Genomic DNA, 15,442 nt, shown 5'->3' with positions numbered 1-15,442 from the left:
TGGGTATGGGGTCCCCCCATCACAGCGGTCACTATGATCGACGGGCAGCACCGGCCAACAACGGGATGGTCCGTCAGCCAGACAGGCCTTTCGCGCAACCGCTGCCGCGGGCGGGATCCGATCCACCGCTACGCGGCCGAGGCCGACTGGGGCAGAACAATGACAGCGCCGTCAAACCCACCGGGCCAAACCACGACCCGGGTGCTCCTCGCGAGTCTGGTCGGAACGACGGTAGAATTCTATGACTTCTACATCTATGCGACCGCGGCCAGCCTTATCTTCGGTCCCTTGTTTTTTCCGGCATCGGTTCCGTCGGCCGAACTGATTGGCGCTTACGCCAGCTTCGGGGTGGCCTTCTTCGCCAGGCCACTCGGTGGAGCGGTGTTCGGTCACTTCGGCGATCGCGTCGGGCGTAAAACGACACTCGTCGCATCGCTCCTTCTGATGGGAGCCTCAACGGCATCGATAGCCTTCCTCCCCACGTTTCAAGTCGTTGGCTGGCCTGCGCCGTTTCTGCTCTGCGTTCTACGCTTCGGACAAGGCCTCGCACTAGGCGGCGAATGGACCGGCGCTGCCCTACTCGCGCTCGAAAACGCACCGGCCGGATGGCGCGCACGTTATGCCATGTTCGCTCCTCTCGGAGCGCCTGTGGGCTTCGTTCTGGCGAACGGAATGTTCCTTACGCTGACCATTGTTCTGACGCCGGACCAATTCCAAAATTGGGGTTGGCGCATACCGTTTCTGGCAAGCGTCCTTCTCGTGCTGATCGGCCTCTGGGTCCGGACGAATCTGATGGAGACTCAGGAGTTCACCGCTTCGCTCACCGAAGCACAACCCGCGCGCGTTCCACTTCTGGAGTTGATGCGCAACCACTCGAGCCAAGTTCTGACGGGGACGTTCGGCGTGGTCGCCTGCTTTTCGCTCTACTATACGGCGACGGCGTTCGCGCTAGGATACGGAACATCCGTTCTCGGCTACTCCCGCTCTACCTTTCTGCTGATCGAATTGGGAGCGATCTTCTTCATGGCCGGAGCCATCGTCGTGGCGAGCTGGCTTTCGGACAGGTTGAACCCCGCAAAGATTCTGATCGTTGGCTGCCTTGGGACGATCCTGTCGGGGATTCTTCTGGCTCCGATGCTCGGCAGCGGCTCCTTACTGGTCATCTTCGCGTTCCTGGCGTTTTCCCTGCTCGTCATGGGCTTCGTCAATGGTCCTCTCGGCGCGTGGCTTCCCAATCTATTTCCGCCTCGCGTTCGCTACTCGGGAACTTCTTTCGCCTTCAACATCGGCGGAATCCTCGGCGGCGCCTTTTCTCCGGTCATCTCCCAGGCACTTGCCGACAGTAGCGGATTGACGGCGGTCGGCTTCTATCTCGCCATTACCGGCGGTGTGAGCCTCATAGCCTTCGACATCAGCCTGCGGCGGCAGACGTCGAGCGATCTGGCCTTGAGCGAGCGGCGCTATCGATCGATCTTCGAGCAGACCCACGTCTCGCTATGCGAGCTCGATCTGTCTCGCGCCTACGAGCGCTTGATGGACATCAATGCGAACGGCGCCAAGGACATGATGAGACGGGGCCGGAAGCACCTGGCGATCCTCACGGACATCGCTAGATTGATCGAGATACGGGACGTCAACGACGCGGCGGTGAGACTTCTCGGCTGTTCCTCGAAACATGAGCCCCTAGGTCCCATCGACCGCTATCTGGCGGAGGACCCGTCGGTCGTAGCGGACATACTGCTGAAGATGCCCGAGGGTGGCGGGGCATTCGAGAGGCAGGTCACGTTGACGAGGGCCGACGGAAGGAAGGTCACCGCGATCCTTTTCATCGCGGTACCCGAAGGAGCCGCATCGTTCGATCGCGTCGCCTGTGCGATGATCGACGTCACCGAACGCGAAGCTGCCAAGGAGGCCATGCTGAACGCGCAGGCCGAACTCGCGCGCGCGGGCCGTATCTCTACCGTCGGGGCCGTTTCGGCCTCCATCGCGCATGAAGTGAACCAACCGATCGGCGCCATGGTGATGAGCGCGCAGGCCTGCGTTCGCTGGCTCGCCCACTCGCCTCCCAACATAGACGCGGCCACCCGGGCCGCCGAGCGGGCCATAAAAGACGGCATGAGAGCCGCCGATATCGTCCAACGCACCCGCGAGCAGCTTAAGCACCACAAGCGACATCCAGAGCCTATCGATCTTCGGGAGGTATTGGCCGGCTCGGTGAACCTCCTCGAGCGGGAACTGACCGAGGCCGGCGTCGTCGTGCGGACGGATCTCGGACGTACAGATTCGACCGTGCTCTGCGACAGAGTGGAGCTGCAGCAGGTCATCGTGAATCTTCTCACTAACGGCGTGCACGCGATGACGCGGTCGCCGCTCGCCACTCGCGAACTCAGGATATCGATCTATTCAGCGAAATTGGATGAAGTGAATCTCAGCGTGAGGGACACCGGCTCTGGCATCGATGTGGAACATCTGGCGAAACTCTTTAATCCGTTCTTCACTACCAAGCGCGAGGGGATGGGAATAGGCTTGGCGATCTGCAAAACTATCGTCGAAGCCCACGGTGGGACATTGACCGGAGCGAACCATCCGCAGGGAGGTGCCGTATTCGACATCGTGCTGCCGCTGCTTCGCGAAGAGCCGATGGATGATCAGACGTTCCGGGAATCGAAGTCTGCCGTGATGACGAACTGACGACTATCCAGAACCCGCTCGCAGACGTGCCACCGCACCCCCGCGGCCGGCCCGTAGGATCGATCAGTTCTCCATCAGGGGTATGGTTACCGAGAACGTCGAACCTTCTCCCTGTATCGATCTGACCGTCACCGGATGCTTGAGAATATCCGCGGTCTCCCGAACGATGTACAATCCGAGGCCAAGACCGCACGTGTGGTGAGAGCGTTCGCCGCGGGCGAACACCTCGAATATCCGCGATAACTCGAGCTCTGGGATTCCGCATCCTTCGTCGCTGATCTCAATCGTCACCTCGTTGACGCCGATGCGGCAATTGACTCCGACACAGGATCCAGATGGCGAGAATTTGATCGCGTTTCCGACGAGATTGCGCAGGATGGTCCGAAGCATGGCCTGATTGCTGCGAACATCGAGCGCGCTTGGCTCGACGTAGAAAGCGATATCCCGGCTCGACGCGTATTCAAACCAATCGTCTTCGAGATCGGAAAGCAGCGTCCCGAGCGCCACTTTTTCGATCGATTGATCAGACGACCGGTCGATCTGTGATGACCTTGCCAACTCGCTCAATTCAGTGTCCAAGCGACAGAGCGCGTCAAGCGCCATCGACAAACGCCTTTGGGCGACCTGCCCCAACGTGTCGCTCATTGCGCGTTCAATCGACATGACCGCTATCTGCAGAGGCTGCTTCAGATCGTGGCCCGCGACGGCCATGATACGCGCGAGGCTTAACCGAGCCGCTTCAGCCTGCGCGAGCGCTTCGGTCGCGGTCATCCTATCCGTCGAATATGTCATCACTTCCTCTACGTTCGGCATCATCGAATTATCTATCGCAACATCGCGGAAGCCGTTGCGTCGCGGAATCATACGGAGGTCTATATTCGCTAGATCGTTCGAATGCTGTTCGGCGATGCGCGGGCGTCGCCCATGATCGGTCCGCTTCGACCGCCGCTGCCTTCATAGAAAAGTTGTGAGCTGGCCGGGCAGCCGTATCTATTCTGGATCCGATTCGATTCGCGGCGGTTCGTCGTACCCACGTCGACTACTGATGAACAGCAACGCCATCAGTCCGGCGCCGACGACGAAGGAAAATACAACACCGACGGCCATCGCGACATATCCCTCGCGTGGCATCGGGGCGCCGGCGAGGAGAAGCCCCTCCAGCGCGTACCATACGGCGGCGATGAGCAGTACAGTCAGAGCAACTATCAGCGCTATCGACCCCTTGTGCATACTTTCGATCCTGTACGTCAGATCGCGGCATCGGCATTGGCCTTCCGGCAGCCGCCGTAACCCCGGCGCCGACCGCAATACGACGCCGCCCGTGTCGGGATAGACCCGTCTTCGATGCTTCTGTCTTCCGAGCCTAAGATGGAGAATCGACCGATGTGGTGGATTCTCCATCCAGTAGCGGCAGTTTGCGCCGACGCGACAGTCGGGCCCCCTAACGATCCTCAGCGCCTACTTGCGAATGAAGGCGAGGAGATCGGGATTTAAGACGTCGGCGTGGGTGGTGAGCATGCCGTGGGGGTATCCCTTGTAGATTTTGAGCTCGGCGCCCTTCACCAGCTTAGCCGAGAGCGGCGCAGCATCGTCCACCGGCACGATCTGATCATCGTCGCCGTGCATGATCAGCGTCGGTACGGCGATCGCCTTCAGGTCGTCAGTGAAGTCGGTCTCCGAGAATACCTTGATGCAGTCGTAGTGGGCCTTTGCCGCGCCGATCATGCCTTGACGCCACCAGTTCTGGATCGTGCCAGGAAAGACCTTGGCGCCTTCTCGGTTGAAGCCGTAGAAAGGGCCGCTCGCAACATCGAGGTAGAATTGCGCCCTGTTCTTCGCCAGAGAATCGCGGAGACCATCGAACACCTCCATTGGAGTGCCACCCGGATTCTGAGCACTTTTTACCATCACCGGCGGCACGGCGGAGACGAGAACGGCCTTTGCCACGCGACCTTTGCCATGTCTCGCGACGTAGCGCGCGACTTCGCCGCCACCAGTCGAATGCCCGATATGGACCGCTTTCTTGAGGTCGAGTTGGGCCGCGAGTTCCGCGACGTCGGCTGCGTACGTGTTCATGTCCGTGCCAAGGTCGGTCTGCGTAGACCGGCCGTGACCACGACGATCATGCGCGATAACCCGATACCCTTTGCTCAGAAAAAACAGCATCTGGGTATCCCAATCGTCCGAGCTCAGCGGCCAACCGTGGTGGAAGACTATCGGTTGAGCGTCCTTCGGACCCCAGTCCTTGAAGAAAATCTCTGTGCCATCTTTGACCTTGATCGTGCCCATACGTCTTACTCCTTGTGAGTGTCTCGAAGTTTTATCCGCTGCCCACGATTTGCCGGGCAGAATCGCCAAAGTTGCGCCTGCAATCGCGGCACCGACCACGAGTTCGCGCCGATTGAAATGCGGTCCAGAGCCGCGATCCTCTGCCTCATCAGTCATCGTTTTCCTTTCAAGCTTTGCTGTTTCGCATCCCCGGCGCAATTCCCGTTGGAATGTTCATGATTTCCGCCATGGCGGCGGTAATTCGCGTGTAGCCAACAGGATATCCGTGCACGATGTCCTCTACAGCTCCATCGATCTGCGCGGGATCCGATCGGCCACCCCGCTCCGTTCGCCGCCTCCGATCGCTTTCCTATACGGCGGCAGCCTTCATCGTGCCGAGCGTCGCGACCACCTCATCGGTCGTCAGCAAAGCATTGGCAAGCCATCGAAAATTTAGAAGGGCGGCCGCGTACGCGTCGCCTTCGGGAATCTTGCTTCCAGCTGTCGCATCTCTAACGACCGCGACTTCTAATCCATGCTCGACGAAATCACGCAGGTGAGATTCGACGCAGAAATTCGCGGCCATTCCGGCAAGTATCACCTGGTCCACCTTCTTCTTGCGCAGCTGGAAGATCGTATCGTTCGTTTGGGGGCCGGCGATCTTATGCGGCGAGCACACTATGGTCTTGCCGTCATCTATGAGATCCTTGAACTCCGGTAACCAGTCCGCTCCCGAACAAGCGAACCCTTCGAGCGAGAGCGGATCGCGCCGGTTGAACATCCGAAGCTTGTGCATCAGCGCCTCGCCGGGCGCCGTGAAGTCCCATTTATGGTCGTGAGGATAGTAGTAGTGCGGCGAGATGACGACTGGAATATCAGCCTCCTTCGCCGCGACGAACAACCTGCGCAGATTCGGCACGGTCCGCTGTTCGGTGATGCTTTCCTGGAATACGGCCCACGTTGCGCCGTCAGGACTAAGGAAGTCGATCTGCGGGTCCGTCACCACCAGCGCGACCCTCGCGATGTCGAGGTTGAAGTCGATTTTCGGAAGGGCTGGATTCTCGGGATCGGCGTAACGAGCGTTCGATATTTCCGAGGACATGGCTGTTCTTCCGTTAGAGCGGCACTGTTGCGACCGCCGCACTGCCATCCGTGATGTTCTGTCTGCGGTGATCGACACATTCACTCTGTTCGATCTACGTCCGCAGTGGAACCATACTCGTGTATAGGCGGGGCGGGGCGCGGCGCATCAATGCCGCCGACCGCTTGGGTCACATCATACGCCTGTATAGATATCGGTGGGCGACACTTGAGCCTACGCCACCTTCAAGCCCACAGAACGCTCTCGTAGCGTTGCGCAGCTCGAAGGATCATCAAATGAAGGCGGCAGTACTGAACAGCTTCAGCGGCAAGTTCGATATCGAAGAGCTCGAGATCGGCAAGCCGTTGCATCGAGAGGTGTTGGTAGAGGTCAAGGCTTGCGGGCTCTGCCATTCGGATCTCCATCTGGCCGAGGCAAATTATGGAACGCCGCTTCCGGCAGTGTTGGGCCACGAGGTCGCCGGCATCGTCCGGGAAGTGGGACCGGAAGTGCATGATTTCGCCGTGGGCGACCACGTAGTGGGGTCGCTGATCCAGACTTGCGGCCATTGCCGCCCCTGCATCGGAGGGCGAAGCTTCCAGTGTGATAGCCCGAACGAAACGCTTCGGCCCGCGGCTGAGGGTCAACGCATCACGAGAAACGGCCAGCCCGTCACAACGGGATTTGGGACAGCCGGCTTTGCCGAATACGCTCTGATTCACGAAAACCAGTTGGTCCGCGTTCCCAAGGAGCTGCCGTTTCCCCAGGCGTCGCTTCTGGGCTGCAGCGTCATCACCGGAGCCGGAGCCGCGATCAACACGGCTGGCATGCGGCCAGGTGACAGAGTGGTCGTGATCGGCGTCGGCGGGGTCGGGTTGAACGCCATTTCGGGAGCCAAGCTGGCCGGCGCGGAGCAGATCATCGCTATCGATCTCCAGCCTGAAAAAGAAGCTCTGGCCCTCAAGTTCGGTGCGACACACTTCGTCAACCCCTCAGCAGGCGACGCAGTCGCAACGGTGCGCAAGCTGTCCGGCGGCGGCGTGGACCATGCCTTCGAAGTCATCGGGCTTGTACCGACATCGCAACAGGCGGTTCAGATGGCCCGGGTAGGAGGCGGCGCCTATCTCATCGGACTGCACCGGCCGGGAATGGAAATGGCGCTTCAGGGCCTCGACGTCATCGTCCGTCAGGTGAAGCTGCAGGGGGTCTTCATGGGCTCCAGCAACATCAAACACGACGTTCCGATGTACGCCGATCTCTACCTGCAGGGCCGCTTCAACCTCGACGATCTGATCTCGCGCACGATCAACATCAGCGAGATCAACCAGGCGTACGAGGATCTGAAGCGCGGCGCCGTCGCACGAAGCGTCATCACTTCGTTCTAACGCAGTAGGCCGAAAGGGCTTTCCAAATGAAGCTTTACACTCATCCGGGGGCGAGTTCCCTCTCGGTCCACATTCTCCTACGCGAGATAGGAAAGCCGTTCGATCTGGAGGTCGTGAACGTCACCATAAAGACACGAGCCGACGGCTCCGACTACCGATCTGTCGCATCGCGGGGTATGGTGCCTCTCCTTGAATTGAACGATGGCGGGCGGCTGACAGAAAACATGGTCATCGCACAATACGTCTGCGATCTTGCCGGGCGATACGATCTCATGCCGGCCGCTGGCACCATGGACCGCTATCGGGTGATCGAATGGCAGAGCTTCGTGGCCGCCGAACTGCACAAGAGCTTCGTGCCGCTGTACTGGCCGAACATCGACGCAGGGATGCGCGATTTGGTGATCGAACGTATCCGAAGCAGGCTCGGCTTCGTGGAAAGGGAGCTCACAGGACCATTTCTAACAGGACAAGTGTTCACCGCTGCGGACGCATATCTCTTCGTCATCGCAAGTTGGACCCGCTTCTTCAAGATTTCGATCGATGAGTTTCCGAGACTTGCACGCTTCCTCAATATCGTCGGTAGCAGGCCCACGGTCCGCGCTGCCCTCGACATCGAGGGACCGGGCCTAGTCTCCGTAAGCGACTTGACCCCAGTACCTTAACGTCACGTTGAACGTCATCCCGGAATCCAGGCATTGGCTCGCCGTCGAGGACCCGGCCGCGACCGCCGATACCTTGTCGTCTTTCACCAGCAGCTAACGCTCTGCGACAAGGCCTTTCGGTCGAGGACGACATCGAACTGCACGTCGGATCGTCGCGCGAAGTGAGCCACCCCCATCGTGCATCATACATGTGGATGGTTGCGGGCAGCGGATCGCCTGGCTTCTATGCATACGAAATCTGCGACTGGCGAGATACACGCAGCCGGAAACGGCGGGATCCACGTTTTCCCGACCTAATACACGACCGAGGTGAGAATGACGACGGTATTGAACTTAAACGGCGAACGGAAGTCCGTAGATGTGCCGGACGAGATGCCGCTTCTCTGGGTCCTCAGGGACGTTCTGGGCATGACGGGTACTAAGTTCGGATGTGGCGCAGCGTTGTGCGGCGCCTGCACGGTGCATGTCGACGGGAAGGCTGTTCGCTCATGCCTGCTATCGATCGGCGAACTCGGCGAGCGCGCCGTGACCACCATCGAAGGCATAGGCGTGACTCCCGTCGGCGCGAAGGTGCAGAAGGCTTGGCTCGATCTTGAGGTCGTCCAATGCGGCTATTGCCAATCCGGACAGGTCATGTCGGCCGCCGCGCTGCTTGCCGCGACGCCTCGCCCCGACGACGCCGACATCGATGCTGCGATGGCAGGCAACATTTGCCGCTGCGGAACCTACAAGAGAATTCGCGACGCGATCAAACTCGCTTCGTCCGAACGCCAACCATAGGAGCCGGTCGTGACGATCGCTGATACGAAGAAAGTCGGGCTCTCGCGCCGGAACCTCCTGCGCGGAGGACTAGCGAGCGGAATACTGGTCGCGTTCCATCTTCCGCTACGCAAGGCGGACGCGGTGACACAGCCTATCGCCGCGGCAAGGTTCGCACCGAACGCGTTCATCCGCATTGGCGGCGACGGCATCACCACGCTTGTGATGCCGCAAGTCGAAATGGGACAGGGAATCTACACGTCTATCGCGATGATCTTGGCGGAGGAACTCGATGCGGACTTCTCGCGCCTCACGCTCGAGCACGCGCCGCCGGACGACAAGCTGTATGGCAATCCGATGTTTGGTCTGCAGTCGACTGGCAACTCCAATTCCATTCGGGCCTTCTGGAAACCAATGCGCGCGGCGGGCGCAAATGCGCGGGCCATGTTGATACAGGCCGCCGCAGCACGTTGGCAGGTCGATCCGGCAACTTGTACGGCGGCAAACAGCGAGGTGATCCATGCGCTGAGCGGCCGCAGTTTTGCATATGGCGATTTGGTGGAAGCGGCCAGCGCACTTCCGATTCCAAAGGACACTCCTTTCAAGAATCCGGATGAGTTCAAGCTCATTGGAAAACCTCTCAAACGTCTCGATACTCCCGACAAAGTCAACGGCAAGGCGAAATACGGCATAGACGCCATGATGCCGGGCCTAAGCTTCGCGACCTTGGCACAATGTCCGGTTTTCGGTGGCAAGGTCGCAAAGATCGACGACACCGCCGCGAAAAAGGTCCCGGGCGTTCGGAAGATCGTCGTCCTCGAAGATCTTGTCGCGGTGGTCGGCGACAATATGTGGGCCGCAAAATGCGGGTTGGAGGCGTTGAACATTATCTGGGACGAGGGTCCGAACGCCAACCTCGATTCCGAGGAGATATGGAAGCAACTGCGGGTCGCCAGCGCCAAGGGGGGCGCGGTCGCCAAGACGAACGGAGATGTCACGAAAGGCCTCGCTGTCGGCGAGAAATACGAGGCGTCGTTCGAATTGCCGTTCCTCGCACACGCCACGATGGAGCCATTGAATTGCACCGTCCATGTCAAGAAGGAAGCCTGCGAGGTCTGGGTGGGCACGCAGATCATGACGCGCGTGCAGTCCGAAGCGGCGAAAGCCGCTGGTGTTCCGGTGGACAAGGTCATCGTCAACCAGCATCTGCTCGGAGGCGGTTTCGGCAGAAGGCTTGAACCCGACATGGTGATTGCAGCCGTGCGCATCGGAAGGCACGTCGACGGTCCGGTAAAGGTCGTTTGGACGCGCGAAGAAGACATCCAACACGACATTTATCGACCTATCTATCGGGACGACGTCGCGGCGACGTTGGAGGACGGCAAGATCGTTGCCTTCAAATATCGAGTTGCCGGATCCGCCATCGTCGCGCGGTGGCTCCCTCCAGGATTTCGGAACGGCATCGACGGCGACGCTGTCGACAGCGCGACGGACGCTCCCTACGAAATACCGAATTTCCAGGTCGAATACGTGCGTGCAGAGCCTCCGGCGATTCCGACTGGATTTTTCCGCGGCGTAGGCCCCAATAACAACGTGTTCGCCATCGAAAGCTTCATGGACGAATTGGCGCGCAAGGCAGGTAAGGATCCCATCGCCTTCCGGAGGGCCATGCTCGGGAAAGCGCCCCGGGTGCAGAATGTTCTGGATCTCGTGGCGCAGAAGTCGGGATGGGGCAAGTTGCTTCCTCGACGATTTGGCCGCGGCGTCAGCCTTCAACCGACCTTCGACACCGCGATCGCGACGGTCGTTGAAGCGGAGGTCGACGATCTCGGCGAAGTTCGTCTGCACCGGGTCACGCTCGCCGTCGATACAGGTATCGCGGTCAATCCGGATACCATTGCGGCGCAGCTGGAAGGCGGCATCGTGTTCGGTCTGACCGCCGCGTTATACGGTGAGATCACGATCGACAAGGGGCGCGTGCAGCAGTCCAATTTCCACGATTACAGAATGCTGCGTATCGATCAGATGCCGAAGATCGAGATTCATATCGTCAAGAGCGGCGAAGCTCCGGGCGGCATCGGTGAGGCAGGCGTTATAGGCAGCGCGCCGGCTCTGCGCAACGCCATCTATGCCGCGACGGGCGTCGCCCTACGCAAGCTGCCCATCGACCGAAGTCTGATCGCCGCGGGGAAGAAATCATGAAGCGTCCGTCGTATCGAATTACGGGTGGCGGAATCGCGATCGCCGCAGTGATCGCCGCCGGGGTCGCTTGGTATGTCCACGGCCCGGGCCCGATCGATTTCAGCCAAGGCCCTAAAGTCGCCCTAAGCGAGTACAAGGCTGCCGATCCGACTGGCGTGCCGGCGACCATGGCTCAAGCGGGACTGGTCGAGCGCGGCGAGTATCTGGCGCGGGCAGCTGACTGCATGGTCTGCCACACCGCGCCCGGCGCAAAGGAATACACCGGCGGTTTTGCGTTCAAGCTACCCTTCGGAACCTTGTACTCGACCAACATCACGCCGGACAAGGAAACCGGCATCGGCAATTACACCGACCAGGACTTCCTGAATGCTGTTCGACGGGGTAAGCGCCACGACGGTGCCCGTCTCTATCCAGCTATGCCCTACACATCGTACACCTACATGACCGATTCCGACGTCCTGGCCGTCAAGGCGTATCTCTTCAGCCTACCCCCGGTCATCTCCAAACCGCCCGTCAACACCCTTGCGTTTCCTTTCAATCAGCGCTGGGCGATGACCTTCTGGTCTGCATTCTTCAACCCGGATACCCGCTTCCAACCGGACACCTCGATGAGTCCAGAATGGAACAGAGGCGCCTATCTTGTCGAAGCGCTCGCGCATTGCGGCGAATGCCACACTCCGAGAAACATCGGGTTCGCCTTGGACAATCGCAAGAAGTTCGGGGGGGCTCTGACGGCTGGTTGGCGCGCATTCAACATAAGCTCCGATACGAAGGCCGGGCTCGGCGGCTGGAGCGACGACGATATCGTATCTTATTTGTCGGTCGGCCATGCCAAAGGTCATGGCACGGCGTCGGGCCCGATGGGCGAGGCAGTTGACCACAGCTTCAGCAAATTGACCGCACCAGACATCAAAGCCATGGTGTCCTTCCTGCGGAGTGTACCGGCGGTGACCTCCCCCGACTTGCCCGACACCTTGGCGCCTAGGGCTCCGCCTTCACACAAGGAAGGCATGACTGCTAATGCACTTGGAAAGTCGGTGTTCGAGGGAGCATGCGTCAGTTGTCACGGTTGGACCGGGGAAAGCTCCATCTCTCCTATGGCTACGCTCACCGGCGCATGGGCCGTAAACGACCCGGGTGCGACAAACGTCGCGCAGATCGTAATATCGGGGACGAAGCGATATACCCCGTCTGGAGCGCTCTCGATGCCATCGTTTGGGAACAGTCATTCCGACGCGGAAATTGCCGCGGTGGCGAATTACGTGACCGCTCGTTTCGGTTCGAAGGGTTCGAAAGTCACGGAGAAGGATGTTGCGACGCTGAGAAAGCAGGCTGGCCAATGATCACGACGTCCTGCTGATCCAGCGACGCCCGTGTAAAGGAAAGTAGCGCCGCGATTGGTCTGCGAGGCCTCGCAGACCAATCGCGAACATTTGTAATCCGGATGGCCTACCGGTCCGGCTGCGACCATTAGTCGTCGCTTTTCAGCGACTTAGAAGATATAATATCCCAAATGGCAACGCCGCCATGCGTGGAACATTCTTTTGCACTCTGTGGGCCTGTGCTACGCGGCGACATGGACGGACAAGCATGGCCAAACGCACACGATATGACTGTTAGAGCGACTCTTCCGGACGCAGAGGCTTTTCAGTTCGGCGACTTCGTGCTCCGTCCCGCCATCCGGTCGCTTGAGAAGGCGAACAAGGCGGTCCCGATCGGAGCACGTGCGTTCGATATCCTTTTGGCTTTCATCCGGACATCCAACGAGCTAGTTACCGTCGCCGAATTGAAAGAGGCGGTTTGGAAGGACCTCCACGTGGAAGACGTGGTCATCAGGGTCCACATTTCCAACCTTCGGAAGATCCTCGGCGATGGCTTTATCAAGAACGTTGCCGGGCGTGGATATTGCCTGTCCGCCGAGGTCACCGCGGTGGCCGGCAAGACCGCCAATCCAGAAATATTTTACCGAGAGAAGCTAAGAAGGCCGCCTCAGTTTCCGCTCCGCCTCATCGGCCGCGAGACGACGATCGAGCAGGTCTACGACAAGCTCTCGTCGAAACGCTTCATATCGATCGTGGGCCCAGGAGGAGTCGGCAAAACCACCATCGCACTCGTTGCCGGTCAGCGACTAAACACCACGTTCGACGAGGCGGTCTGCTTTGTCGATTTTTCACCGTTGGCCGACCCAGCACTTGTGACCAGTACGATCGCCTCCTCCCTCGGCCTCGCGGTTTCCACGAGCGACCCGCAAATCGGACTCCTGAAATTTCTTCGTGAAAAGAAGCTCCTGATCGTGCTCGACAACTGCGAGCACCTGCTCGAGGGGATAGCACCGATCGTAGAGGCGATCTTCTCCAACGCCCCCTCGGTCCACATTCTCGCGACCAGCCGCGAGCCTTTGCGCGCACGTGGCGAGCACGTCCTGCGGGTCGGACCATTGAGAGTCCCCTCTGATACTCCCAGCCTCACGGTGGAGCAGGTCGCCGCTTACCCCGCCGTCCAACTCTTTCTCGAGCGCGCGTCCGCAGCGGAAGGAATTGGTGAGCTCAACGAGGAGAATGCGCCAGTCGTCGCGGAAATCTGCCGGAAACTGGATGGCTTGCCCCTCGCCATCGAACTGGCGGCCGCCCGCTGCGACGTCTATACGTTGGCGGCGTTGAACGATGCCCTGGATGATCGCGTCCGCATGCTATGGAGCGGGCGGCGAACGGCGCCGGACCGCCATCAGACGCTTGATGCGCTCATCGACTGGAGCTTTACGCTTCTCGACGAGACAGAGAGATCGATCCTCACCGCGATCTCCGTTTTTCAAGGGCCGTTCCGTCTCCGCGCCGCCGAGACAGTCGCCGGCGCGCTTTCGACAGGCCTGAGCGAATTTCGGGAAAGCTTCCAGAAGCTGGTTTCCAACTCGCTCATTTCCGCCGAACTGAGCGGCGACGAGCCGAGGTACCGACTTTTGGATGCGACGCGCGCGTACGCCACGGTGAAGTTGGACCAGTCCGACTTCAAAGTCGCCATGAAGCGGCGACATCTTACCTGCCTTCTTGATGCGGCCAACCGGGCGGAGGCGGGATGGGGCGCACAGTCCGCGCAATCCTGGCTAGAATCGTTCGGCATCCTGATCAACGATCTGCGCGCCACAATCAGATGGGCATTCTCTTCGGATGATGAGATCCGCAGCGGCATTCGCCTCGTCGCCGCGTCGTCCGCCCTGTGGTTTCGCCTCTCTCTGACCAGCGAATACCGAAAACATTTGCTGACGGCGCTATCCGCTCTCGACGAGCAGCAGGAGGACATGCCGAATGAAAGGATGCATCTGAACATAGCTCTCGGTTTCGCGACCTGGCATACGAGCGGCGACCCGAAAGTCATGAGCAGCTACTTCACCGAAGCGGCCTCGCTCGCTGAAAAACTACAGGACAAGCCAAATCGCCGCTTGGCCCTTTGGGGCCTATGGCGCGCCATGAGCATTGCGGGCGACGAGTCCAACGCGCTGCGGATTGCAGAGCAACACGCGAAGCTGATCGACCCCGCGGCAGAAGAAGGCGAACACCTGACGAACTTGCGTATGAGGGCCCTGTCGCTTCATTGGATCGGCAGACAGAACGAGGCGATCACATTCGCGCGCGAGATCGCCAAGAGGCAATCCAACCTTGATAGCGAATCGTCCGCGCTGCTTCTAGATCCGCGCGTGGCGTGCGAAGCTCTCATCTCCCGCCTGTATTGGCTTAAAGGAGAGCCGGAGCAGGCTCTCAGGATGGCGGAATCCTGTTTCGAACTGGCGACGCGCAAGCAGCACGTACTTTCAATGTGCTACAGCCTCGTGGTGGGACTCTGTCCGATCTACTTCTGGACCGGCGACTATGAAAAGGCGCGGCTATACACTGACAAGCTCCTCAACATAACGTCCAGTTACGGCTATCCTCATTGGGCCAATTTCGCGACTCATTACCTCAGGATGCTTGCCCACCTCACGGGAGAGGGAAGCAGGGAGAGCCACTTCATGGAGAGTGACGCGCACCACAACCCCTTCATCGACGAACTCATGGTCACCGTCAGTTCAGACTTCATCACACTCGATGTCGTAGAGAGATTGCAATCCGGTCCAGACCGCTGGTGCTCGCCTGAGCTCCTCAGAATTCAGGCGACCGTGACCCCCGACGCCGAGGTCAAGGAGAAGCTTCTCGAGCAATCCCTGGCACTCGCCCAAGCACAAGGCGCTCTCAGCTGGGAGCTTCGAACCGCCACGACTCTCGCGACTCATCTGGCAGAACGAGGTCAAAGGAAGCGAGGGCGGGACCTCCTCTTGAAGACATATGCCCAGTTCACTGAAGGCTTCGAAACGCGCGATCTCTCGGCCGCGAATTCGATCCTCCAATCCCTCCAAGCCTGAC

Annotated in this window: 11 protein-coding genes; 7 read left to right on the top strand and 4 right to left on the bottom strand. The window is 59.7% G+C overall.

From position 1 onward, the window contains the following. Window positions 1-33: 33 nt before the first annotated feature. Window positions 34-2,691 carry an MFS transporter gene (locus tag CIW50_RS18580; protein WP_246664343.1) on the top strand — a complete coding sequence of 886 codons (2,658 nt, stop codon included), beginning with the start codon at window positions 34-36 and terminating at the stop codon, window positions 2,689-2,691. A gap of 63 nt (window positions 2,692-2,754) precedes the next feature. Here the strand turns inward: CIW50_RS18580 and CIW50_RS18575 are convergent, their stop codons facing one another. From CIW50_RS18575 to CIW50_RS18560, 4 genes are all read right to left on the bottom strand, one after another. After that, window positions 2,755-3,462, bottom strand: a complete 708-nt coding sequence (locus CIW50_RS18575; RefSeq protein WP_246664342.1) for a sensor histidine kinase — start codon at window positions 3,460-3,462, stop codon at window positions 2,755-2,757. 219 nt (window positions 3,463-3,681) lie between these two features. Continuing rightward, a complete protein-coding gene (locus CIW50_RS18570; protein WP_149532685.1) occupies window positions 3,682-3,921 on the bottom strand; it encodes a hypothetical protein in 240 nt (79 codons plus the stop codon). Between the two features lie 228 nt (window positions 3,922-4,149). Beyond that, the gene (locus tag CIW50_RS18565; RefSeq protein ID WP_149532854.1) at window positions 4,150-4,980 is read right to left on the bottom strand and encodes an alpha/beta fold hydrolase; all 831 of its coding nucleotides are present in this window, start codon (window positions 4,978-4,980) and stop codon (window positions 4,150-4,152) included. A 349-nt stretch (window positions 4,981-5,329) separates the two neighbouring features. Further along, window positions 5,330-6,061: a cysteine hydrolase family protein gene (locus CIW50_RS18560; protein WP_149532684.1), complete on the bottom strand. Its 732-nt coding sequence runs from the start codon at window positions 6,059-6,061 to the stop codon at window positions 5,330-5,332. A 275-nt stretch (window positions 6,062-6,336) separates the two neighbouring features. Here CIW50_RS18560 and CIW50_RS18555 point away from each other — a divergent pair, with 275 nt between their 5' ends. The 6 genes from CIW50_RS18555 to CIW50_RS18530 all read left to right on the top strand — a co-directional run bounded on the left by CIW50_RS18555 (window position 6,337) and on the right by CIW50_RS18530 (window position 15,441). Next, window positions 6,337-7,425, top strand: coding sequence for a Zn-dependent alcohol dehydrogenase (locus CIW50_RS18555; RefSeq protein ID WP_149532683.1), 1,089 nt, complete (start codon window positions 6,337-6,339; stop codon window positions 7,423-7,425). A 26-nt stretch (window positions 7,426-7,451) separates the two neighbouring features. Further along, window positions 7,452-8,087: a glutathione binding-like protein gene (locus tag CIW50_RS18550; RefSeq protein ID WP_149532682.1), complete on the top strand. Its 636-nt coding sequence runs from the start codon at window positions 7,452-7,454 to the stop codon at window positions 8,085-8,087. 315 nt (window positions 8,088-8,402) lie between these two features. Further along, complete coding sequence (locus CIW50_RS18545; RefSeq protein ID WP_149532681.1) at window positions 8,403-8,867, top strand: (2Fe-2S)-binding protein; 465 nt, start codon at window positions 8,403-8,405, stop codon at window positions 8,865-8,867. 9 nt (window positions 8,868-8,876) lie between these two features. After that, window positions 8,877-11,048, top strand: coding sequence for a xanthine dehydrogenase family protein molybdopterin-binding subunit (locus tag CIW50_RS18540; protein WP_246664341.1), 2,172 nt, complete (start codon window positions 8,877-8,879; stop codon window positions 11,046-11,048). Next, a complete protein-coding gene (locus tag CIW50_RS18535) occupies window positions 11,045-12,391 on the top strand; it encodes a c-type cytochrome (protein ID WP_149532680.1) in 1,347 nt (448 codons plus the stop codon). The genes CIW50_RS18540 and CIW50_RS18535 overlap by 4 nt, the downstream gene beginning before the upstream one ends. 320 nt (window positions 12,392-12,711) lie before the next feature. After that, entirely contained in the window at window positions 12,712-15,441 is a 2,730-nt protein-coding gene (locus CIW50_RS18530) for an ATP-binding protein (protein WP_172980377.1), read from the top strand. Window position 15,442: the final 1 nt, after the last annotated feature.

It is taken from the genome of Tardiphaga sp. P9-11, assembly GCF_008329525.1.
Classification (GTDB): domain Bacteria; phylum Pseudomonadota; class Alphaproteobacteria; order Rhizobiales; family Xanthobacteraceae; genus Tardiphaga.
Note: the sequence above shows the minus strand (reverse complement) of the source record. Positions and strands in the feature narration are given on the sequence as shown.

Coding starts and splice junctions, on each gene's coding strand:
- CIW50_RS18575 (WP_246664342.1), bottom strand. CDS start 3,462: ATGACCGCGACCGAAGCGCTCGCGCAGGCTGAAGCGGCTCGGTTAAGC.
- CIW50_RS18550 (WP_149532682.1), top strand. CDS start 7,452: ATGAAGCTTTACACTCATCCGGGGGCGAGTTCCCTCTCGGTCCACATT.
- CIW50_RS18545 (WP_149532681.1), top strand. CDS start 8,403: ATGACGACGGTATTGAACTTAAACGGCGAACGGAAGTCCGTAGATGTG.
- CIW50_RS18570 (WP_149532685.1), bottom strand. CDS start 3,921: ATGCACAAGGGGTCGATAGCGCTGATAGTTGCTCTGACTGTACTGCTC.
- CIW50_RS18555 (WP_149532683.1), top strand. CDS start 6,337: ATGAAGGCGGCAGTACTGAACAGCTTCAGCGGCAAGTTCGATATCGAA.
- CIW50_RS18565 (WP_149532854.1), bottom strand. CDS start 4,980: ATGGGCACGATCAAGGTCAAAGATGGCACAGAGATTTTCTTCAAGGAC.
- CIW50_RS18560 (WP_149532684.1), bottom strand. CDS start 6,061: ATGTCCTCGGAAATATCGAACGCTCGTTACGCCGATCCCGAGAATCCA.
- CIW50_RS18580 (WP_246664343.1), top strand. CDS start 34: ATGATCGACGGGCAGCACCGGCCAACAACGGGATGGTCCGTCAGCCAG.
- CIW50_RS18535 (WP_149532680.1), top strand. CDS start 11,045: ATGAAGCGTCCGTCGTATCGAATTACGGGTGGCGGAATCGCGATCGCC.